Here is a 23,694-nt window from a genome sequence, read left to right as displayed (position 1 = left end):
GTGCTCGGCAGAACGGGGCTTGAGGGATGTTCACGAAACCGTCAAGGAGGAACGAGTCTTAGAAGGAATTTGAAAGTTCAAACCCATAGATTTGAGCAAAAACAGCAGGGAGGCCATGAAGTGTGATCGTCACCGGGGACGAAGAGGCTGAACGGGCATTGCGTGAGAGCCTCTGTTCCCAGGAGAAGCGCCAATGAGCACGTTGGGGACGAGTGAACAGGGACGAGGGAGGATCCTGAGACGGATTGAGGGGAGGTGCTGCCTCTCTCGTGATGGTCACGCTTTGCGCTCGAACGATCTTCATCCACTGACGCCTGATAGAACGCCGAGGCCAATCCCTCCACAGCACTGGAGAACTGGCTGGAGGTGGGGGCTTAGGGACAGGAAGCGAGGGAGACGACACAGGCCAATAGACTGCACTCACTCGTCGAGCACGGTGGGTGCGACGTTTTTGACAGTAGAGACGTAAGTGACAGGAACGACAATCATCCAAGCTGGCCGAATACGATACCCGTACCGACCCGGCACGTTCTCGTCGGTATTCGATCAGGGTGAGTACCCGTCCTGCAGGGCAAAGTAATGTTCCATCTGCTTGCGGGAGAAATGCTGATCCCGGAAACCCACCGGTAAACGAAGGCTGCGCCCATTGCGCAGGGCCATAGACGAGTTCGTTGTCCCACACTGCTGAGCTTCCTCCCGCTGGACGGCTCACTAGAACCGGTTTACGCTCCGGCTGCGTTGCATTGACCTCTGTCGGTTCGTTTCCCGGCACAGATTCGTTCGCCAGGGCAAAGGTGGTGGTGCGAAGCGAGGTGGGAGAGTAGTGTTGCCCGCATTCCAGACGAAGATTCCAGATCCACTGGGAGAGGATTTGCCAAAACTCCTGCCCACAAGAAGTTTGAGAGCACCAGCGGTCAGGATCTTGCTCCCAGTCTTCATCTGCTAAGACTGTTTCAAACGATCCACGATGCAGATACAGATCCAGCAGATCGTTCGCCATCATCGTTGGGGCAAGGAGTGTGCTGACAAAGAGTTCGTACACCACACCGTCACGCTGTTGTCCCACTTTTGGAGGATCATCGGTCCCAGGGTGCGTTGCGATGACCACCCGAACACCTGCTCCCCCACGCAGTAGACGGATGGAGGCGCAATCATACAGATCCCGGACCATCCCACTTTCTGGATGGCTCCAACGAACTACGGGAGGGCGCGAAAGCACTGCCAGCACTTCTGGACGACCCAGCAGGGCATAATCCCGACTCCGTGCAATCACGCCTATCCCCATCTCCAGCACGTCGCTGAGAACCGCTGTATCTCCATACGCGCCATCTAAACGGAGCAGCATTTGGGATGGGAGAAGCTGCTGCTTGGTTGCATAGCTGATGACTAACTGGCAAGCACGCTCAAGCCCGCCACGGAGATCTCCATTGCCCGCTCCTCCGAAGGTGCCAAGCCATTGATGAGTATGGGCCTGCAAGATAGTCGTGCGGGTCCGTACCACTTCTCCGCGCTTGCGACCCGTGTAGCCAGGTGCTGCCACCTGCGTCAAACGACGATGCGGTTCTGGGAGGGTTGGCAGGTGGGGAAGAGCGCGTTGGCGAGCCGCTTGTCGAGTTCCATCCACGTCCACCACTACGTACTGCTGATCACGCCGATCCCATACTCCGCCTGGATGAGAAAAAGGTGTTGCTCGCTCAAGGAGATCCTCAAGAAATTGAGTGCGCAATGCCTCAACGGTTTGCTCATTGAGTGCAGCGAGAAAGCGGGAAAGAGCGGAACGCGAGGGGAGGCGATGACGATGAAACAGAGCCGCAACGTCGTGGGAAAAAGGAGCGAGGCGATCATAAAACGAGGCCAGAGTGGGTTCTCCGCTGAGCGCATAGCTCATCAGCACGATCACAAAATCAATGGTGTCATACGTTCCAAAGCGAGCACGAGCAAATCGCACGTGTTCTTCGAGTGCTGCGATGATCCCGGTCTGCTTGAGAATATGAGCCACAGCAGCTACTTCCTCCATCCATGAAGGGAGAGAAGGAACGGAGGTGGGATTCACTTGAAATCGGACAGGGGAATGCGTCATACTGGTTGATGTCCTCCTTGTGTGAAAATGACGATACAGAACACTTTCTTACAAGGAGTCACATTTCTTCAGCTTTTTGCCAGGGTTTTCCCTTTTCCGGTTCTGTTAACACCTCGTTGCGCATCCCGTGGGAGGGAAAGCGTCAAGATGCGATTTCTCTTTATCAACGTGCACTGCTCATCCGAGAGGCCACGCTCGGTCCACAGCATCCACAAACCAGCGAAACTCGTGCTCATATGCAAGCTCTGCGACAGAGCATGGATGGTTCTGAAAAAGCTACACCGGAAGAAGGGCAAAAGACAGATCAGGATGAATAATGTTGAGGAAGCCTCACTTCAGCTCAAACGGTCTATAGGTTGGTTCAGGACCTTTTGACGGTAACGCACAAGCAAGAAGGAGAACGGCTCGATACATGGATCGAAGCCATCCAAGCACGCCAGATCCCCAAACTACAACATGTTGTTACTGGCATCTTGAAAGACAAAGAAGCTGTGTTCGCTGGGTTCACGCTTACTTATACAGCAATGGGTCCGGGGGGCACAGGTCCAGAAGCTCAAACTGGTCAAATGCTCGATGTATGGTCGTGCGGAACTTCCTCTGCTTCGGCAATACTTGCTCAACGCAGTCTAACCTTCCCTGACTCTTGTGAGGATACGCGAAGGCTCTCGTCTTTCTACAGTGGGAGTCGCTGCAACTCTGTCAGCGCTTTGTGCAGATCTGCATCCACCACCACCTTCTGCTGCATGAGATGGAGTCGCTGCAACTCGTTGAGCACATTACAACAGTGCAGGCTGTGTTGCAAAGACGAAGCTGATCTGTTAAGGTGGAAGGAAAAGAACTGCGGAGGAGCCACTATGAGCGAGCAGCATCCCTTCAAATGGCGTCATTTTCAGGCCGACATCATTCTCCTGTGTGTGCGCTGGTACTTGCGGTATGCCTTGAGCTACCGTGATCTCGAAGAAATAATGCTGGAACGTGGGCTGTATGTCGACCATACCACGATCTTCTGCTGGGTGCAGCACTACGCACCTGAACTAGAGAAGCGCACTCGGCCTCATCTCAAAGCCTACAATGACTCGTGGCGCGTTGACGAGACGTACATCAAGATCAAGAAAACGTGGATGTACCTCTATCGAGCAGTAGATTCAGGTGGCCAGACGCTGGAATTTCTCTTGAGTCCAACGCGCGACGCTGAAGCCGCCACACACTTTTTCTGTAAAGCGTTGCACGTCGCAGCCTCTTCAACACTTCAAACTCGCCCCCGCGAAGCGCAGATAGTCCCGCCTACGGCTCTGACTGATCCTCGCGCTCTCACCATACTGATTCCTCGTGTGGTCAATGTGGACAAGAACGCAGCTTATCCCAAAGCTATCGCTGAACTCAAGGCCTCTGGAATCCTTCCAGCATCGGTCCAGCTGAGACAAGTGAAATACCTCAACAATCTGATCGAACAAGACCATCGCTTCATTAAACGGTTGACGAAGCCAGGGATGGGTTTCTTCTCGTTCGAGACGGCCTGGAGCACGTTACAAGGCTACGAGATCATGAACATGCTACGCAAAGGACAAGTGCAAGGTATAGCAAAAGGAGATGTGAGTGGCCAGATTGTATTCGTCGCTCATCTGTTCGGAGTGGTCGCTTAAGAACGATTGAGAGGACCGCTCATGCTCAAAATAGTTTCTTCCTCCTTCTTGCAACACAACCCACTCTTATCGTTCCTGTGTGAATCTTTGCAACACAGCCCAACGCTTTTCCAACTCAGGAGCATAGCACTGGACCCAGCGGTACATCGTGCTGTGATTGATATGCAGCCCCCGCTCCCTCATGATTTCTTGAAGACTCGCGATAGCTGAGTGCATATCGCAGATACCAACGAACGCAGAGCACAATGACCTCGGCCTGGTAGTGACGCCATTTGAACGGATGCTGATGACTCATAAAGGGAACTCCTCTGCGACCCTCTAAATAAAGAAGAGTGTACCATCGCATCTTCATCCTTGCAACACAACCGTGTTCCGCATAAATGACCATACGATGTCATAAAAGGTGGCAAGATCTTTTTTTCTGTTATCTTCATAGATAATCTGCTCTCCTGCTCATGGGTATCCCATCTATTCCCCTCTCTCACCTCATCAGCAGGTCACCCCCTGCAGGCTTCTTTCTCCCAACCCGGCGATCCAAAGCATGAACACGCAGCTCAACGCTTCATTGCTATGGCCGCAGCCTCTCTCCATCCAGCTTAAACAGTGCTCAGACAAAACCTGCTACATATTGACAAAAGTGTCCAATTTTGGTAGAGTAAAAACAGCAGGAATCTTTAAGACGTGCATCTCGTTTTCATCAGAAAGAGGTGGAGAACATAGAACAATCCTTTCAGGCAGAGAAGAGGTCAAGGGAACGCTTTGGCGTCACGCCTGCTATCCTCAAAAAAGCTGGACATCTTCGCGACACCGTCTTTCCACAAGCAGGTGTGACGCTTTATCTGGAAAAACAACATGCCTACGCTGTCACAGACCAGCAAGACCTGGTCAGTCTTGGCCCATTGCAACTCTTGACTGAAATGTCTGACAATCAAGTCCTTCAGACGATTCGCCATGCTTTAAAATCACATACACACCAAAAGCGCTCTTTACATGAACTAAGAGTAAGGGCAGGACTTTACTCTCAAAAGGCGTTAGCAGATTACATCAACGAAAGGTTTGCCACCGAGCATAAACCTTCCGTTATCAGCGCTCGCACCATTTGGAGGGCTGAAAACGGTTCTCCTATCGCCCAGACGACCGCACTGCTCATCGTCGCGGCCCTCCAAGAGCGAGGTGTGCAAGCGACAATAGATCGCATCGATTGGGTGATAGGACATCAGGGCAAACGGGAACAACCGCCAATGGAGAGCGCTTCTTCGTCCTGACACCGATACTCAGTCCCAACATCTTATCTCCTTGCTCCCATTGGACAACAATTTACACATTGTAAAGAGTTGCTGTAGAAAAGAAGGAAGAATGATTATGGTAGATTCTCAGCAGGGCAAACAGAACATGGAATTGATCCCCATTCCGCACGAAGCACTCGGAAACCAGGACACCGAGGAACTCGTGGAAGTCCGTCGTGTCTGGAATATGGACGATCAACTCTGGTATTATTCCGTGATCGATTTTATCAAGCTGCTTACTAGATCGAAAAACCCCGGGGTCTACTGGTCTGCACTCAAGAAACGCCATCAGGAGGATCAAGGTTTTACTGACATCCTGGGAAAAATCAAAGAATTACCCTTGCGTGGAAAAGACGGACGGCTCCGTGGGGCCGAGTTCGCAACCCGCGAGGTGATGTTACGTCTCGTGCAAACGATTCCCAGTCCACAAGCCGAGCGTGTACGACTCTGGCTGGCACAAGTGGGTGAAGAAAAACTGCAAGAAGTGGAACAGCACACCCAAGCTGAACAACTGCGGGCCTCCTACATTCGTCAGGGGCGCACTCCGGAATGGGCAGATGCGCGTATCCAGAATCTGCTCAGCCGCAATGCGTTGACCGACGAATGGCTTGTACGTGGAGCACAACAACATCTCCATTTTGGCTTGCTCACAGGAACGATCCATCGAGGAACCTTTGGGATCACTTCCGATACTCATCATCATACGATCAAACAACTTCCCAAGAAAGTGAAACATCCACGCGACCATTATACGGAAGAGGAATTGGGAGTCCTGACCTTAGCAGAATTGGCAGCACGGCGCATGCACGAGCAACATGATAGCCAGGGAGTCCCACAACTCCTACAAGATGCACAAGCAGCGGGAGCCTTTGGAGGCCAAGTGCGTCTCCAATTTGAGGCACTCACCGGCCAACCTGTCGTCTCTTCGCAAAACTTTCTTGACCACCCCAAAGAGAAACGGAAAAAACAACGGACTCAGGTCTCACCACAACCCTCTTTGTTTGATCAGCAAGAACAGGACCAATGACCCGAAAAAGAAGCAGAAACAGAATTACATGGATGAGATAAAAGTTGTTTTTGGGGGCCTTTCATTATTCAGCAACAATTGCAGAATCATTGACACGTTGAATGCAGTGTCTCAGGCCAGTTTCCATCTTGAGAAGCATGCTTTTCTTGGGCTTGGAGCCGTGAATTATTTGGACGAGGTGACGATTCATTCAATCAGCCAAAGCAAGTGTCTGTTTACCGGAAATATTATTTCGATCAAAGAGGAGCCAAACAATGAGGTAGTGATCACCCTCCAGAATGGTATCGAGCTGACCGAGAAGGGGGTTTCGGCCTTAACCGTCATCGGGGTTGATCCTCCAGAACAGTTCTATTCCCTCGCTCGGCTAGCTGGCATACGAAAAGAGAAACTTTCTGTATACGGGCTCAATAGCTCCATGAAGGATATGGCGGCCTTTATCCCTTTTAAAGGGCTGTTCATCGAAGAGGACGAAAACGTTGGCGAGATTCAATTTCTCACCCGTAAGAGTGTCCAGGAACAATTACCTGGGGTGGAGAACCAGAAAAGCGAAGTGTGGAAGGGATTTCTTGATGCTGATGGGTGGATTTCTTTTCGTTTTCAGTCCGCACATTTTGCTGATGCAGAAGAAGCCGCCACAGAAAAGGCGGATGTCTTTCTTTCGGCCTACAGCGGCTTCTTGCAATATGGATACTCTCAATTTGATGGAGATTTTATTGCGTGGGAAAGAACCCGTGAGCTGGTGAATCTCCAGCGTCAAGACCATCTCCTCCTAGTCATGCTGCACACTGGTGCTATCTGGCTCAGAGATCTTTCCCCCTACAGGCCAATCCAAAGCCGACTCCTACGGCCTGCGATCAACATCGATATGAAAGCGGTCATGGATGCCGGTGAGGAGGCCCAACTCCCTTTGCTGGTGTGGAACAGGTTTAGAGACAGCGAAGATTATTACGTTGTGACTATCGGCCTTTGGCAAGTGTTTGAGTTGTTGTCATCTGATGATAAGTTGCCAAAGAGATTTACCAAAGAGCAGTTAAAAGCTCTCATCGTCTCATCCCATGCAACAGCGAATCTTACTGAGGAGAGCATAAGTTTGTCGAAGATGCCATCAAGAAGTTCAATCTCAGAGCGTTAATGGAGAAATTCGACAAGCATCTGAGCACAATTGGCCTGGTACTCAGCGAACAAGATCGTGATCTCTTACATACATTTCGAGAAATACGAAATGCGATAGAACATGGACGGAAGCCAGAGGAGCCATCGGTCCAGGAAATCAAGCGAGTCAAAGCGCTCACAAACAGGATTATTCTCACATCTCTCAAGCACATCAAAGCCACCATCTAGAGAACTTATATCATTTTCGGTAGTGGTTCTGAGTAGGGTATGAAGAAGATCGATTTGCTCTGCTGCTAGCCAGGACTAATGAATGACATCCCAACCGAGTTGCCCATGTGCCTCTCGCCACACTTCTTCGGGTTCTCTCGAAAATCGCCCAAACCAGTGAGGCATTACGCAACCTGGGGCGTGAGAATAACAGTGTAGCCGAGTTGCTCAAGTCGACGAACATGATGACGCTCTAAGCGGGGAGCCTCAAGCTGCTCAAAATAGTGCTCTCCCAAGTCGTGATAAGGCTGTTTGGTGCGCAAAATATGATAGATAATAACGATGATGCGTACGCGCCACAGCCCAAACTGCTTTCTGCTTGCCTCGACGGCGAGCAATCCGGTGATATTAAGCATGCAAGTAGGTTCCGCGAGAGCGGGCAATACTCACCGCAATCTCTCCCAGGATGGCTCTCAACCAGACATCGCCTTTGGTGGCAGTTCCACGGAGCCGTTTGCCTCCACTCTGACGATTTCCTGGACAGTCGGGTAGCCAGCCGACGAGGTGGTTTTGCAACTCCTTTTCCGTCTGGCCCCCGCCGAACGGAGCGTGCGACTTTCACTGCACTCCGCTCTCCAGTGATGCTTTTCGTGACTGTGGTTTTCTTTCCCCTCGATGAATGCTGTCATGACAGCAGGCACAAACCACCAGCGTTTTGCGCCTTCTTTGAGCCATTTTCTGGACCCATCGAGGCTTCTCTTTCCGTCCTTTCTCTTTCAGGTCGGCGAGCTTGCGGATATGATGCACTTCTATGTTTGTCTTTGACCCACAGAGTTCGCATGTCTCCGCGAGCAGTCGTTTGACGAGGTCATTGGGTTCATGACCTCGCTTTTGAGAGAAGTCTGGGTCAAGATCGGCGAGAATTGCTCTTTCTTGTCTTCTCAGCGGAATGCCTCCGAACTGCGCTACCAGTGGTTTCTTTCCGTTTGCTCGCTCGACAACCACCTGTAGGCAAGACAATGTTCCGTAGGGCGTCTCCGTTGTCGCCCGATATTTCTCAGACATGGCTTTCAGGCTACTCCGATGTTTGCGTGCCAGCGTCCTCAACAGTGAGGCTTGCATAGCCCAATGTAGCTTGTGAAGCCAGCAGACATTGATTGCCAACAGGTAATACTCTACGAGGCCACGATATTCAGCATGATAGCGATTGATGATGGTGAATTCATCATCTTGGATCAGCTCATTACGATGTGCAGGCACTCCTTTGTGCATGTATTTGGCACACCGCGAGGTGATGACATCAGCAGGAACTCGTAATCCCATTTTGCCATTGACAGTCCGATGTCCCGATTTCGGGTGGTGTTTGTCGTTGGCGCGTTGGGCGACAATTTCATAGCCAAGGAAGCGAGCTGCGTCTGAGCTAGCATTGGTAATCAGCGTCTTTTCGATAGAGAGGGTGAGCTTGAGATTATCCCTGAGCCAATTCGCTATCTTTTCCCTGATTTCCTCGGCTTCTGCCCGGTTGCCAATGAACCCGAAAAGCGTATCATCGGCGTAACGAACGTACTTCAGACGCCGAAAGTCAGGATCTTGTGGGTCTCTTGAGGGGAGGCGCTGAACTTGTGTCCAGAGCTTTCGTGCCTCTTTTCGTTTCCCCGCACGTTTCCTGCGTTTGGCTTGTGCCCGAAGTCGCTCGTATTCTGGGTTGAAACGTCTTTCGGTTCCGCGTGTGTATTCTGGGATGAGCATTTGCTCGACATACCTATCAAACTTGTCCAGATAGATATTTGAAAGAATTGGAGAAACCACCCCACCCTGTGGGCTTCCAGAGAGGGTTCGATGAAATTTCCACTCTTCCAGATATCCGGCTTTGAGTAGGTTGGATATCAATCTCAGAAAACGATTGTCCTTGAGTTTCTCTCCCAGTATGGCGACTAACACCGTATGATCGATGGTGTCGAAATATTGGGAGATATCGCCCTCGATAAACCATTTCGTTCCGCTCCAGTCGTCTCGTATGGCCGTGAGAGCTGTATGACATCCTCGCCCAGATCGGAAGCCGTGTGAATGGGGGCTGAACTGCGGTTCGTAATATGCCTCTAGTATGAGGCGTATGACTTCCTGCAACAGTTTGTCGCTCCAGGTGGGCAAACCCAATCCGCGGAGTTTGCCGTTCTTTTTGGCGATGTAGGTTCGTCGAACTGGCGTCCAGCGATAACGTTCATGACGGAGATCGTCTATGAGTTTCTCAATTTTCGCCATCGACATCCCATCCACGGTCTCAGGGGTTGAGCCGGGGGTCATCGCACCTGTATTCGCGTACAGGCGTCCGTAGGCCATCAGGTACAGTCCTGGATTGTAGAGTTGTCGATAAATGTCTTCCAGCGGCAATCCTTGTTTCCCACGTTCATGAATGATACTGAGCACAGTTACGGCTGATCGCATCTCGCGTACCTCCCTGTTTTCACTATCGCGTATCACCTGTTCCCCTTCGCCGTGTAGCAGGCTTTCCCTACCGCTGACTACTATGGGAACTCCGTTATCATAGGTGTCTCCACCCTTAGACAATCCTGTATTCCGTCGCTTGAATACGTGCGAGCACAACGTAGGTGGTCCACTCATTCCCTTCAAGGGACTCGCTGTCTCTCATCTCGCCCCACGAAAGGTAGGGTGTCGGAATGTGATTTCACCCTATGAGGCGACATCGCTCTTAGACGCTGTAGCGGTGGGTGTGGGCATACACCGATTGGGAATTAGACTTCGAGCAGTCTAGCTCTCACCATATTGTGCGGGTCTTGCGGGACTCATCCCTAAGCGTCTTCGGTCTTCTCCCGCTTTCAGTGGCATGCTACTGTCCCCCACGATCTTTCGATGTGAGGTAAGCCATTGACCCAAGAACCTCCTTTCGAGTTCTTCCTGGCTGTACCAGGGATATTCAAGCGCGTGATACAGCGCACGACTCCTACCCAGGAAGCGAGGTGCTTGGCCGATGGAAAGCGTGTCATATCGGTCCCAATTTCCGCCACAATGACTGCCGCCGAGATCGCGTTGATACAAGGAATCGTCTCAAGCAACGTGATCGCTTCGGCGAAAGGGGTCAGACAACGCTCTACCTCCTGGTAGACCTTCGCGATAGCTTGATCAAGGAAATCGATATGCGACAGAATCTGTTCAATCAGGAACCGATGATGTGCTTTCACTCGCCCTTCCAACGCGCGTTGCAACTCTGGGATCTTTGGACGGAGGCGACCACGAGCCAGAGCAGCCAAGACTTCGGGATCCTCTTGTCCATTGGCAAGGGCATCGAGCATATCTCGCCCACTTTTCCCCAGAATATCGGTCGCCACTGCTGCCAGCTTGAGGTTAGCGGACTCTAAAACCTTCTGGAGGCGATGAATCTCGGAGGCTCGTTCCTGGACCAAGGTTTTGCGGTAACGGGTCAACTCCCGTAGCTCTCGAATAGGTGCAGGAGGAATGAAACTGGCTTTGAGCAATCCATGGTGTAAGAGATCAGCAAGCCATTCACTGTCTTTGACATCGGTGTCGGGTAACAGGATAGCGTTGCCGCCATCCCGTCCCCTAAGAACTGCTCGTGAAACTTTCGCGTCAAGCAGCTCAAGCCTTTCTAACTCCTTTTGAGGGACGCGGTTTCTCTACGTGTAAACCCTGGTTGTGGAGTTGCTGGTGACAGTTGGGATGAAGGAGCACTCGGTTTTCTGCGGTGTCTGGACCACCTTTTGACCTCCATTCTAGGTGATGGCTGTGCCATCCTGTGATCTTGGTGATTTTCTGTTGACACATCGGGCAGCGTCCGTTTTGCTCTTTCCAGAGATGGAGAAGCCAACGTTTTCCTTTCAGGGTATCTGCGATGTGAACGTCGAGACGTTTCTCATAGTAGGTTTCCCATCCTGGATCATAAGGATTAGCTTGTGCTTTGACTTTGGCATGTCGTTTGATTGGCACGCTGGCGGTCTCTGCGAGGTGGTAGACCTGACCATTCACCTCTCCGTAGAAGACCCAGTTGTTTTCCCCAACGGTCTTGAAGTATTTCTTCGTGATCCATTGGTTCGATTTCTTGGGATGTCTTCGTTTCATCCACTGTCGGAGTCGTCGATAGATCGCGTCGTCTACATCGTGGAACACATCTGCGCTGACGACGTGTTGATGATACTGCGCCCATCCTCGAATAATCGGGTTGAGCATCAGGATCAGTCTCCCAGCCGACAGCGTTTGGTTCTTCTTGATGATGTCCCGCATCTTTTCCAGGTGAGCATGCACATTCTTTTTCGCTGGTTTGATCAGCAGCGTGTGCCGCTTTCCTGTTTTGTACTTGCGTACATTTTGACCCAGGAAATCGAAGCCATCCTCAATGTGCGTGATGCAGGTTTTTTCGCTTGAGAGTTCTAACCCACGTTCATTCATGAAAGCTTCCACCAGCGGTTTGATCTCTTGTTCGAGCAACTCTTTTGATGCTGCTGTGACGATGAAATCATCCGCGTACCTCACAAAATTCACTTTTGCTGCTATCCCTTTTACCGTTGTTTTTGGAAAGCGTTCCCTTAATCTCCTTTCTAGTCCATCCAGTGTCATATTTGCGAGTACGGGTGAGATGATCCCTCCCTGTGGTGTACCTTCTTCTGTGGGGTAGAGAGCATTTTTCTCCATATATCCAGATTTTAGCCATTTCTTGAGAACAGCCTTTTCCATTGGAATATGATTTAAAAGCCACTCGTGAGAAATTCCGTCGAAACAGCCTTTTATGTCGCCCTCAAGTATCCATTGTGCTGTGCTTTTGTTTCCCAGTGCCGTGAAGCATTGTTCTATCGCATCGGCTGTCGATCTTTGTGGTCGGAAGCCGTACGAGTTCGGGTCCGCTGTTGTCTCCGCCACTGGGTCAAGAGCTAGTAAGTACAGGGCTTGCATTGCTCTGCATTTCATAGCTGGAATACCTAATGGTCTCTTTTTACCGTTTTTCTTGGGTATATAGATGCGCCGAAGTGGCTGAGGATGGTAATCCTTTTGCCTGAGCGAATAGACGGCATTGATCTTCTTGTGTGGAGTGTTCCAGATGACCTTATCCACTCCTGGGGTGTTTTTGCCCTGGTTTTCCGTCACTCGTCGTACGGCAAGCGCCTTGCCGCTAAACGAGCGGGTTAAGAGTCGTTGCAAGGCTTTCACCTTGCCCCATTTCTTTTCCTGAGTTGCCTTGACGATTCTTGCTTGAAGCCGACGCACATTGTGATTGACTGCCTTCCAGTCGATGGCATGCCAGTCGGTTACTCCGTGGAAAGGCGCACCAGTCGAGCCTTCTTGAGGTTCTTCCGTCATCTGCTTTCCTTTCTTTGTCGTTTGGTCAAATCTTCTCGTCATGAAAGACTATAATGGGGGCGGAAAACTGGACAGGCCAATGAGATAAAAGAGCAGGAAGGAGACAAGTATCCGCAAGGAGGAACGCCGTGGCAAGTTCACCAAAGAAATACAGCAGCGACTTTAAGGCAAAAGTCGCGTTAGAAGCTATCAAAGGCTTGAAAACGCTTAATGAAATTTCTTCGGAATATGGAGTGCATACAACCCAAATAACGCAATGGAAGAAACAGGTGCTGGATGAACTGCCACAGATCTTTGCTCAACCAGGCTCGGAGCGAGCCAAGAACGAGGAAGCGCTCATCGCCACTTTATATCAACAAATCGGCCAACTCAAAGTGGAGTTGGACTTTTTGAAAAAAAAATCAGGCCCCTACCAGCACTGAGCAAAAGCGGCTTCAGGTGGAACCCGATCATCCACACCTCTCAATCGTGCGTCAATGTGAATTGTTGGGTTTAGCCCGTTCAAGTTACTCTTATGAGCCTGCACCTGAAAGCGAGGAAGATGTGCTGTTGATGAGGCTGCTTGATGAACAATACACGCGTCCCCCTTTTTATGGGAAACGCAAGATGGTCAAGTTCCTTCAGGATGAAGGCTATGTCGTGGCTCGCAAACGGGTCAGGCGACTGATGCAAAGGATGGGTTTAGAAACGATCTACCCGAAGCCTCAGTTGAGCCAAGCAGGTTCGCCATCTGTGCGCTATCCCTACTTGTTACGAGATGTGAGCATTGATCGTATCGATCAAGTTTGGAGCAGCGATATCACCTACATCCGCCTGGCACGAGGCTTTATCTACTTGGTCGCGATTATCGATTGGTTCAGTCGTTTTGTGCTCGCCTGGGAACTATCTACCACCTTGGATACCAGCTTCTGTTTGGAAGCATTGGAGCGAGCACTGCGAGCTGCATGCCCAGAGATTTTCAATACGGATCAAGGGGTCCAGTTCACGAGCCAGGAGTTTACAGAGCGTTTGCGGTCTGCACAGATTCGCATCAGTTGGGATGGACGTGGACGCGCATGAGACAACATCTTTGTCGAGCGCCTCTGGAGAAGCGTGAAATATGAGGAGGTCTATCTTAAAGACTATCAAACCGTTTCAGAAGCAAGATCCAGTTTGAAACAGTACTTTCAATTTTATAATCATGAGCGATATCATCAATCACTAGACTATCAAACGCCCGTCGCTGTGTATCGCTCCCATCGTTCACAATGACTTTTCCTTCCTGCTGAGTTCACTCTCAAAATTGGCCGATTAGTGTCTAGACAAACGGTACCACCATACCTGTTGAGAGTTTCCTTCTCATACAACATTCCTTCCTTTGCTACTCAGAGCATACCATTCGGCATAGTTACTTTGCCTGTTGTTTGGCATATACAGCATCTTTCTACTCCACAGAGATAGTGCAGGCAGAGAAGGGTATATATTAAATTTCTATAAGGATACCGCTATGAGTGAAAAATATGTCGGAAAAAGCTTCCTTTGATTGTCGTGCTTATGCTACACTAACAACAAGAGGCTGGCGCTCCCTAGAAGAGGAGCGACCGATACCACAAGAGCATAAAAGGACTGAGCAAGGAGTGGTAGGTACGAATTTTTGGTAGAATGGCCTTGTTAAGATCAGGGAGAAGGGGTTGCAGTTATGCCTCTTGGTCAGGACGAACAAGCAGTCGGCAAGCAATCTGTTCCTGATACATCAGGTTCACGTGCCTCGTCTGAGGCGAGTCGCAAACCGCTGCCAACGGTCTCTCTCCCCAAGGGTGGAGGGGCTATTCGTGGCATCGGCGAAAAATTCGCCGCCAACCCGGTGACCGGCACCGGCTCCATGAGCGTGCCCATTGCTACCAGCCCTGGTCGCTCCGGTTTTGGCCCACAACTTTCGCTTTCCTATGATTCTGGCGCAGGCAATGGACCCTTTGGCTTCGGTTGGAATCTGACGCTTCCCGCCATCACCCGCAAGACCGACAAAGGCCTCCCGCAGTATCGCGACGCCAAGGAGTCAGATGTCTACATCCTATCAGGCGCGGAAGACCTGGTGCCAGAGTTCAAAAAAGATGACACCGGCAAATGGATCATACAAGACAGCAAGTATGTCATCTTTGATGATCCACGAACAGTTGGTAGTGTCACATACCGTGTTCGCCGTTACCGCCCCCGCATCGAGGGTCTATTCGCTCGTATTGAGCGCTGGACCAACGAGGACAGCGGAGAAGTCCACTGGCGTTCCATTTCTCGCGATAATATCACGACGCTCTACGGCAAGACGGCAGAAAGCCGCGTCGCCGACCCAGCCGATGCGACGAAGCATGTGTTCACCTGGCTCATCTGCGAAAGTTATGACGACAAGGGCAACGCAATCGTCTACGAGTATGCGGCTGAGAATGACGACAATGTTGATCGCACACAGGCCAATGAGGGCAATCGCGTACGTGAAGCCAACCGCTATCTCAGGCGCATCAAGTATGGTAATCGCATGCCCAATCGTGATACTGCTACTTGGCAAGCTACTGACCCGGCTCTGCTTGCCAAAGCAACCTGGATGTTTGAGGTGGTGTTCGACTATAATGAGGGATATTACACGGAAGCCGTGCCAGATGACCAGGAGCGCATCTTCGCTCGTGCCCAGATTAAACCTCCAGTAGAATCATTGTGGCTCGTTCGGCAGGACCCCTTCTCCTCCTACCGCTCAGGCTTCGAGGTACGCACCTATCGCCTGTGCCGCCGTGTGCTGATGTTCCATCACTTTCCACAGGAACTGGGGACGGCTGACTACTTGGTGCGGTCTACCGAATTCTCATATGTGGAGAGTCCTATCGCATCTTTCATCAGCAGTGTCACCCAGTCGGGATACATTCGCCAACCGACCCAGACTCAACCCAATCGGTATTTGAAAAAATCTATGCCATTGCTGGAGTTCGAATACAGTCAGGTGCCGGATGCAAGCAAAATGGCTTTACAACCCATCCGCGAGGTTGATGGAGAGAGCCTGGAAAACCTTCCTATTGGTCTGGATGGGATCAGCTATCAGTGGATGGACCTGGATGGCGAAGGCACTTCTGGAATCCTCACTGAACAAGCAGATGGTTGGTACTACAAGCGCAACGAGAGTGCGAAAAATCAGGTCGCTCGCTTTGGTCCGATGGAACGGGTCGCAAGCCTACCAGCCGTCAGATTAGCCGGAGGCGCACAATTCCTTGATCTTGCAGGAGATGGCCAAGTTGACCTGGTGCAGATGGAAGGCCCGTTGCGAGGCTTTTATGAGCGTACTGTTGACGCCGGTTGGGGGCCATTTCAGCCCTTCGTCTTCTGGCCAAACCTCAATACCCGTGACCCGGACCTGAAGTTTGTCGATCTGACAAGCGACGGCCATACCGATATCCTGATCACGGAAGGCGAACACCTTGTCTGGTATCCGTCGTTGGCCGAGGATGGTTTCGGGCCAGCAGTCCGCGCGAGCCTGCCGCCCGATGAGGAGAAGGGACCACGTCTTGTTTTCGCTGATGGCGAACAGTCCGTTTACTTGGCTGATTTGTCGGGTGATGGACTGAGCGATCTTGTCCGTATTCGCAATGGGGAAGTCTGCTACTGGCCCAACCTGGGCTACGGCCATTTTGGTGCCAAAGTGACGATGGATCATGCTCCGTGGTTCGATGCGCCTGATCAGTTCGACCAGAGGCGCATCCGGCTCGCCGATATCGACGGATCGGGAACGACAGACATCCTCTACCTGCGGCGTGATGGTGTGCATATCTACTTCAATCAGAGCGGCAACCGCTGGAGCGATCCTGTTGTACTATCGCAATTCCCACCCATCGACACGATTTCCTCTGTACAGGCGCTCGATCTGCTCGGCAACGGCACCGCCTGCCTGGTCTGGTCCTCGCCGTTGCCCGGTGCCGCCCGCCGTCCGATGCATTACCTTGCGCTGATGGAAGAAAAGCCACACTTGCTCGTCGGAGTGAAGAACAACCTTGGGGCCGAGACCAAAGTGTATTACGCGCCATCGACTAGATTCTACCTGGATGACAAGCAAAAGGGCAAATCTTGGATCACCCGGCTGCCCTTCCCTGTGCATGTGGTCGAGCGCGTCGAGATCTACGACCGTATCAGCGGCAATCACTTCGTCACCCAGTACAAGTATCACCACGGCTACTTCGATGGTGTCGAGCGCGAGTTTCGTGGCTTTGGCATGGTAGAACAACTGGATACCGAAGCGTTCGCTGCTCTTACTGAAGGCGACACATGGCCCGAGGCTACCAATCTCGATGCTGCTTCCCACGTGCCGCCAGTGCGCACCTGCACCTGGTTCCACACCGGCGTTTATCTCGATAGGGAACAAATCTCGCGCCAGTTCGAGGGCGAGTATTACCATGAGCCGGGTCTGAGTGACCAGGAATTCCTTCCCGATACCATGCTGCCCACCGGCCTGACGTTGGAGGAAGAACGCGAGGCATGTCGCGCCCTCAAGGGTATGATGCTGCGTCAGGAGGTGTATGCCCTCGACGGCACGGGTAAGGCAGAACATCCCTACACTGTTACTGAGCAAAACTTCGCCATTGAGAGATTACAACCCAAAGGCGACAACCGCCATGCCATCTTCTTCACTCACGCCCGTGAGGCGATCACTTACCACTACGAGCGCAACTCCACCGACCCACGTATCAGTCATGCACTGACTCTGGAAGTCGATCCCTATGGCAACATGCTCAAATCGCTCGTCGTTGGCTATGGACGGAGACCAGGAAAGAGCCCGTTGCAAGGCAAGGACAAAGAGAAGCAAGAACAAGTACTCATCACCTATACAGAAAATGATGTCACCAACGCTATTGATGCCCCAGTAGACGATCCCAAATACGACCCTGATAACTATCGCACACCGCTCCCCTCTGAAACTCGTAGCTATGAAGTGACAGGCTTCGAGCTGGTCGGAGATAGAACTCGTTTCAGTTTCGACGACTTCGCTAAGGCCAGCTTTCAGCCGCTCATCACATTGCACCAGATCAATTACGAGGAACCTACGAATTACAGCAAGAAGCAGAAACGCTTGATCGAGCGCGTACGCACGCTTTACCGACCTGATGACCTCGGCGTTTCTCAGAACGATCCGCTGACGCTGCTTCCGCTAGGGATAGTTCAGCCACTCGCCCTGCCAGGCGAAAGCTACAAGCTCGCTTTCACACCGGGGTTGCTCGCGAAAATCTACCAACGTCCACTTGATGTCGTCCAACCTCCAGGCTCACCACCGCCTGAGAACCTGCTCCCCAACCCCTCTGACGTGCTTAGCGGGCAGGGGGCTGACGGCGGCGGATATGTAGACCTGAATGGTGATGGCCGCTGGTGGATTCCATCTGGTCGGACCTTTTTCTCTCCCAATCCCAATAATACCGCTGTGCAGGAACTGGCTCACGCATGCCAGCACTTTTTCCTGCCGCATCGTTACCGTGATCCGTTCCATACTAATGCAATCAGCACCTATGATGGTCACAACCTGCTAATGGTCGAAACCCATGATGCGCTCGGCAATATCGTGACTGTTAATACGGAGGACGATGATGGCAATATCGCGATTCGGAACGACTATCGGGTCTTGCAGCCCTATTGGGTCACCGATCCCAATGGCAATCGTACACAGGTAACATTTGATGCGCTTGGTATGGTGGTAGCAACAGCAGTGATGGGCAAGCCGAGAGAGAACAAAGGCGACAATTTGATCAATTTCAAGGCAGACCTCACGCAGACTCAGATGAATATGTTCCATGATACTCTTGACCCGCATACACTTGCCGCTACCCTGCTCCAAGGCGCGAGCACTCGCATCATTTACGACCTGCACCGCTTCTCTCTTTCACAACAGGCGCACCCGAAGGACTCGACGCAATGGGAGCCACCCTACGCAGCCACCCTAGCGCGCGAAACACATGCCAGTGATCCGTTGCCTTCGCAGGGTCTCAAGATACAGATCAGTTTCAGCTATTCTGATGGCTTTGGGCGCGAGATCCAGAAAAAGATCCAGGCTGAGCCCGGCAAAGTAGAAGTAGAGGATGCCGTAGGAAATGTCACCTTCGTAGATACCACGCCCAACGTGCGTTGGGTAGGGAGTGGCTGGACGATCTTTAACAATAAGGGCAAACCAGTTCGTCAATACGAGCCATTCTTCAGCACCCATCACCAATTCCAGTTCGGGAAAAAGGTCGGTGTCAGTCCTATCCTGTTCTATGATCCTGTCGAACGCGTCGTCGCCACGTTGCATCCCAATCATACCTACGAAAAGGTGGTCTTTGATCCGTGGCGTCAGGTGACCTATGACGTGAACGATACCGTTGCACCACAGGACAACGATACCGGAGACCCACGTACAGATCCAGATATAAAGGGCTATGTAGCAGCGTATTTCAAAACGCAACCTGCTACCTGGCAGACCTGGTATACACAGCGCCAGGCAGGTGCGCCAGGTACTCCGGAACAATCCGCAGCGACGAAATCCGCTGTTCACGCTGACACACCAACCGTTGCTTACTTTGATACACTAGGGCGCACATTTTTAACGGTTGCCCACAACAAGTTCAGGTATAGAGACACACCTTCGACCGATCCACCTGTGGAGGAGTCCTATCGCACGCGGGTGATCCCGGACATCGAAGGCAACCAGCGCGAAGTCATTGACGCTAAGGACTGCGTCGTCATGCGTTACGACTATGACATGCTGAGCAACCGTATCCACCAGGCTAGCATGGAGGCGGGTGAGCGCTGGATGTTGAACGATGTGATGGGCAAGCCCATCCGCGCCTGGGACGGTCGGGGCCATACCTTCCGCACCGAATACGATCCCTTGCGCCGCCCGCTGCGTATCTCTGTCACCAGCACCAACTCCGCCAATCCCAATCAGGAAATACTGACTGAGCGGATGGTCTATGGCGAGCAGCACCCGAAGGCGGAGCTGCGCAACCTGCGTGGCCAACTCTATCTACATCTGGACCAGGCGGGCGTGGTGCTTAATGAACGCTACGACTTCAAGGGTAATTTGTTGCGTGCCTCACGTCGCTTTACAAGCGGAACGCAATACAAGCAGACGGTAGACTGGAGTGCCGTGGATGCCAACCACGGTGCTCTGCCACTCAATGCTACGGCGAAGCTTGACCTGGGTATCTTGGAAGCGGCTCTCGCACTCCTGCTGGAGGTCGACACCTTCACCAGCCATACGTCCTACGACGCGCTCAACCGGCCAACTCAGTTGATCGCGCCGCGCAGCGACCAGCCAGGAGCAAAGCGCAACGTCATCCAGCCCGCATTCAACGAGGCCAACCTGCTGGAACGGGTAGATGTGTGGCTGGATCATCCAGCCGAACCCGCCGGATTGTTGGATGCGGCCACTGTACCTCCTTCCCCAGTAGGGGTGAACAACATTGACTACGACGCTAAGGGCCAGCGTCTGCGCATTGAGTACAAGAACGGTGCAACGACCCGATATAGCTACGACCCGGAGACGTTCCGGTTGATCCATCTCTACACCCGACGTGGCGCTACATTCACGGGGGACTGTGAGAACCCTCTGCCACCGCCACCGACGATTGCTGCCCCGGATATTCCACCATTGAACACTCCGTGCGGTTTGCAGAACTTGCACTACACCTACGACCCGGCGGGTAACATCACCCACATCCGCGACGATGCTCAACAGACCATCTACTTCCGCAATCGTCGCGTCGAGCCTAGTACCGAGTATTCCTATGACGCCATCTACCGACTGATCGAAGCGATGGGTCGCGAACACTTGGGCCAGAACGGGGGCGTTCCCCTACCACCTTCTTCCACATCCTACAACGACAAGCCCCGAGTCGGCTTGCTGCATCCAGGTGACGGCAATGTTATGGGCAGGTATTTTGAGCAATATCTGTATGATGAGGTTGGCAACTTTCGAGAGATGTATCATCGCAGTACCGATCCATCTGACCCCGGCTGGAGACGTGTCTATATCTACGACGAAACTAGCCTATTGGAGGTGGGCAAGAAGAGCAATCGCCTGACTCGCACGACGCTTAACCCGAACGGAGCTCAACCTCAAAACGAGGATTACACCCACGACATCCACGGCAATATGCTGACCATGCCACAGTTGCAAGTCATGCAATGGGACTTTAAAGACCAACTACAAATGACCCAACGTCAGGCAGTGAATGCTGGGGATACGGATGGTGTACAACACCAGGGCGAGAGCACCTGGTACGTCTACGACACTGCTGGGCACCGTGTGCGCAAAGTCACTGAGCTTGCCACAGGAGCAGTTAAGGATGAGCACATCTATCTAGGAGGCTTCGAGATATATCGCAAGCACTCGGGTGTCAATGCCGGGCTGGTTCGGGAATCGCTGCACATCATGGACGGCAAGCAGCGCATTGCTCTTGTAGAAACGCGTAATGACATTAACGATGGCACATCGAAGCAATTCATCCGCTACCAGTTCGGCAACCATCTCGGCTCGGCTAGCCTGGAGCTGGACGAACAGGCGCAGGTCGTTTCCTATGAGGAGTACACTCCCTACGGCAGCGCATCGTACCAGGCGGTGCGCTGCCAGACCGAGACGCCGAAACGCTACCGTTACACGGGCAAGGAGCGGGATGAGGAGAGTGGGCTGTATTACCATGGGGCGCGGTATTATGCACCGTGGCTGGGGAGGTGGGTGAGTTGTGATCCAATTGGGTTGGTAGATGGTGTGAGTGCGTACTTCTACGCTAACTGCAACCCTACCATTGCTATCGATCCGAACGGGCTGGCTTCGGTTCAAGCAGATTTAAACAAAGTTCAACCAAAAATACCACAACCTGCTCCAAGCAACACCATAAAAGATGCAACTGGACCACAGTTATCAACTGCAAAGCCAATAACCCAGGATGTCGCTGTTGGGCCTCAAGAACCTGTATTTGCCCAAGGAGAAACAGTTCTTGAACCAAGACTACCTAAACAGAGCAGCGCAACTAACCTTGCAATAGGAATAATAGCTTGGAAAGTGGTAGATCAAACGCTTGAACTACTAGAAACTCTATCAAGACAGGAATTACCAGGAGCAACCGAGGTCGGATCTCCTTGGATTCTTCCCGGAGGGCAATCACGTGGACCAGGATCATTTCCAGGCATCCATCCTGCCGACGAGAATTTTGAAGCACCAAGTGATGTAAACAAAGACAAGGTATCTGCACCTGGACAAGATACAGGTGGTACGTCGATGGAAGTGGGCAGACCCAACTTTGCCCGCCGTTCTGAGCATGCTGATTGGGGATATTACTGGAATCCGTTTACGAACGATATTGAGTTTACGAACGAGCGGATGGCTACAGATCACATCTACCCTGAAGTGTTGATTAGAAAACTTCCCGACTTTGATCTACTGACCCCTGAGCAGCAAAGTCAAGTGCTTAATCATCCCGACAATTTCCAGCCTTTACCAAGATCCTTAAACTCATCAAAGAGAGACAGGACCGCAGAAGAATGGCAGAACGCTTTTGGACAATCATTCCATCCAGATTATATTCGGGATGCGATTAAGTATGAACAAGCGATCAAGAAGCAACTTACCCAAATGATTGATACTTTCCGTCAACAGAATGTTTCACAGAAGGAAATAGATAAAAGCTTGATGAGAGGTGGAAATGCAAGATGGCGATAGGACATTTGGATGGAGCGCCAACTCCATATTCAGACTATCTATCTTTTGTAAGAATGACATGCACTTAACAAGTCAGTCGAGTGATGAAGCAGGCAAGAATGGCTGGATGTAGGGGCATACTCCATCTATTATGACCGTATGTACAGCGACTTGCGGATATGGCAAGAGTAATAGTGGCGTTGCACCGCCTGGCAGGTCACAGAAACAAAAGACTAGACAAGTAGGAGTAAGTAAGGAAATCTGGGAAGCACCGAAGGACAGGAGTCACGTGGTGCTCCTGGAGCAATTGGGTCGAACCGAGAAGGGGAACTTCAGTATGCATCACCAGGGCTGCGAACTCACAGAGGGCGACGATGTCTCCATCTAGATAGGAGCGACACGATGGACTGGAAAACCTTTATAGAGTTGGTGAATGTCCTGGCCTGGCCTGTAGTGGTTGTTGTTGGTTTGCTCTCCTTCCGCAAACCATTGACAGTGCTCATTGCTGGCCTGGGTGGGCGCGTCACCAAACTCTCAGCCTTCGAGATCTCTATCGAACTCGCCACCTTGCCAAATCCTCCTTCGCCTTGGTCTGATCCAAACATCCCTCAGAACTCAGAGATGGCTGGTGGAGAGGTCAGCAGCACAGCATTTATGACCCTTTTTGAAAGGATTGGGGTAACGACCCACTGGGACTACCTCATTGTTGATATTAAAAAAGGACATTCCTGGCTTATCTCGCGTGTCTTTATCTTCATGGTGTTTTTACAGACAATGCGAGGCGTCAAGTGTGTCGTTTTTGTGGAGAGCACGGGAGAGTATCACCGCCGTTTGATTGGACTGACTTCGCCCGACGCTGTACGTACAGCTTTGAATGAGACATATCCCTGGTTTGAACAGGCTCTTTTGAACGCTATGACTAGGAGTATGATCTACTTTCTGACGCCATCACTTTCTCCAGGGATCGCTGGTACCATTATTCGGAACTTTATCGAAGACCCAGAGATGCGAGCTGTCGTACAGCCTGGAGTACCTGATGAATGGACGCAACTAGGAACGCAATCCATCTGGGAACATAGCGAGTGGCTCACGAGAAAAAACTTCGATACGTATCTGAAAGAAGCGCTTTACGAGTGGGACTCATCACATTATGAGGATATACCCAACATCCAGACCGACAAGCGTATACGTGAGTTGATATGTCGAAAAGCGCCCTTCATTGCCCTGGTTAACAGCAAGGAAGAATTCCAACGCTTACTTGACCGCCAGCAATTATTAGAACAGGTTGTCCCATTAGCGCAAAACGAGCAGCAGACAGATACGACGACATAGAT

At 51.6% G+C, this 23,694-nt stretch carries 14 protein-coding genes and 2 pseudogenes; 8 read left to right on the top strand and 8 right to left on the bottom strand.

The window, feature by feature from the left end; all coding sequences use genetic code 11:
- Window positions 1-58: 58 nt before the first annotated feature.
- Both K3T83_RS37470 and K3T83_RS57395 read right to left on the bottom strand, forming a co-directional pair.
- A complete protein-coding gene (locus K3T83_RS37470; RefSeq protein ID WP_220208005.1) occupies window positions 59-2,080 on the bottom strand; it encodes a hypothetical protein in 2,022 nt (673 codons plus the stop codon).
- Window positions 2,081-2,753: 673 nt separating this feature from the next.
- Window positions 2,754-2,882, bottom strand: a complete 129-nt coding sequence (locus K3T83_RS57395; protein ID WP_268963504.1) for a hypothetical protein — start codon at window positions 2,880-2,882, stop codon at window positions 2,754-2,756.
- Between the two features lie 52 nt (window positions 2,883-2,934).
- Between K3T83_RS57395 and K3T83_RS37465 the strand changes: the two genes are divergently transcribed.
- On the top strand, window positions 2,935-3,723 hold the full coding sequence (locus tag K3T83_RS37465; RefSeq protein ID WP_220208004.1) for an IS6 family transposase: 789 nt from the start codon (window positions 2,935-2,937) through the stop codon (window positions 3,721-3,723).
- Between the two features lie 102 nt (window positions 3,724-3,825).
- Here K3T83_RS37465 and K3T83_RS37460 read toward each other — a convergent pair.
- Window positions 3,826-4,018 (bottom strand): annotated as a pseudogene (locus K3T83_RS37460) (IS6 family transposase); the annotation flags it as partial.
- Window positions 4,019-4,430: 412 nt separating this feature from the next.
- Here K3T83_RS37460 and K3T83_RS37455 point away from each other — a divergent pair.
- From K3T83_RS37455 to K3T83_RS37440, 4 genes are all read left to right on the top strand, one after another.
- Window positions 4,431-4,988, top strand: a complete 558-nt coding sequence (locus K3T83_RS37455; RefSeq protein WP_220208003.1) for a hypothetical protein — start codon at window positions 4,431-4,433, stop codon at window positions 4,986-4,988.
- A 97-nt stretch (window positions 4,989-5,085) separates the two neighbouring features.
- On the top strand, window positions 5,086-6,036 hold the full coding sequence (locus K3T83_RS37450) for a BRO-N domain-containing protein (RefSeq protein ID WP_220208002.1): 951 nt from the start codon (window positions 5,086-5,088) through the stop codon (window positions 6,034-6,036).
- 28 nt (window positions 6,037-6,064) lie between these two features.
- A complete protein-coding gene (locus tag K3T83_RS37445; RefSeq protein ID WP_220208001.1) occupies window positions 6,065-7,168 on the top strand; it encodes a hypothetical protein in 1,104 nt (367 codons plus the stop codon).
- On the top strand, window positions 7,168-7,377 hold the full coding sequence (locus K3T83_RS37440; RefSeq protein WP_220208000.1) for a hypothetical protein: 210 nt from the start codon (window positions 7,168-7,170) through the stop codon (window positions 7,375-7,377). The genes K3T83_RS37445 and K3T83_RS37440 overlap by 1 nt, the downstream gene beginning before the upstream one ends.
- 164 nt (window positions 7,378-7,541) lie before the next feature.
- Here the strand turns inward: K3T83_RS37440 and K3T83_RS37435 are convergent, their stop codons facing one another.
- The 5 genes from K3T83_RS37435 to ltrA all read right to left on the bottom strand — a co-directional run bounded on the left by K3T83_RS37435 (window position 7,542) and on the right by ltrA (window position 12,684).
- Complete coding sequence (locus K3T83_RS37435) at window positions 7,542-7,772, bottom strand: hypothetical protein (RefSeq protein WP_220207999.1); 231 nt, start codon at window positions 7,770-7,772, stop codon at window positions 7,542-7,544.
- Entirely contained in the window at window positions 7,765-7,932 is a 168-nt protein-coding gene (locus K3T83_RS37430; protein ID WP_220207998.1) for a transposase, read from the bottom strand. Before K3T83_RS37430 ends, K3T83_RS37435 begins: the two co-directional genes overlap by 8 nt.
- 42 nt (window positions 7,933-7,974) lie before the next feature.
- Window positions 7,975-9,801 (bottom strand): reverse transcriptase/maturase family protein, encoded by a 1,827-nt coding sequence (locus tag K3T83_RS37425; protein ID WP_220208132.1) that lies wholly within the window; start codon window positions 9,799-9,801, stop codon window positions 7,975-7,977.
- Window positions 9,802-10,193: 392 nt separating this feature from the next.
- The gene (locus K3T83_RS37420; protein WP_268963537.1) at window positions 10,194-10,910 is read right to left on the bottom strand and encodes an IS110 family transposase; all 717 of its coding nucleotides are present in this window, start codon (window positions 10,908-10,910) and stop codon (window positions 10,194-10,196) included.
- Window positions 10,911-10,971: 61 nt separating this feature from the next.
- On the bottom strand, window positions 10,972-12,684 hold the full coding sequence (gene ltrA, locus K3T83_RS37415) for a group II intron reverse transcriptase/maturase (RefSeq protein ID WP_220207996.1): 1,713 nt from the start codon (window positions 12,682-12,684) through the stop codon (window positions 10,972-10,974).
- A 128-nt stretch (window positions 12,685-12,812) separates the two neighbouring features.
- Here ltrA and K3T83_RS37410 point away from each other — a divergent pair.
- From K3T83_RS37410 to K3T83_RS37400, 3 genes and pseudogenes are all read left to right on the top strand, one after another.
- Window positions 12,813-13,935, top strand: a pseudogene (locus K3T83_RS37410) (IS3 family transposase).
- A gap of 427 nt (window positions 13,936-14,362) precedes the next feature.
- Complete coding sequence (locus K3T83_RS37405) at window positions 14,363-22,381, top strand: SpvB/TcaC N-terminal domain-containing protein (protein ID WP_220207995.1); 8,019 nt, start codon at window positions 14,363-14,365, stop codon at window positions 22,379-22,381.
- Between the two features lie 381 nt (window positions 22,382-22,762).
- Window positions 22,763-23,692 carry a hypothetical protein gene (locus tag K3T83_RS37400; protein ID WP_220207994.1) on the top strand — a complete coding sequence of 310 codons (930 nt, stop codon included), beginning with the start codon at window positions 22,763-22,765 and terminating at the stop codon, window positions 23,690-23,692.
- The last annotated feature ends 2 nt before the right edge of the window (window positions 23,693-23,694 follow it).

The organism is Reticulibacter mediterranei (assembly GCF_016587455.1).
This window is presented reverse-complemented; position numbering and strand designations above follow the sequence as displayed.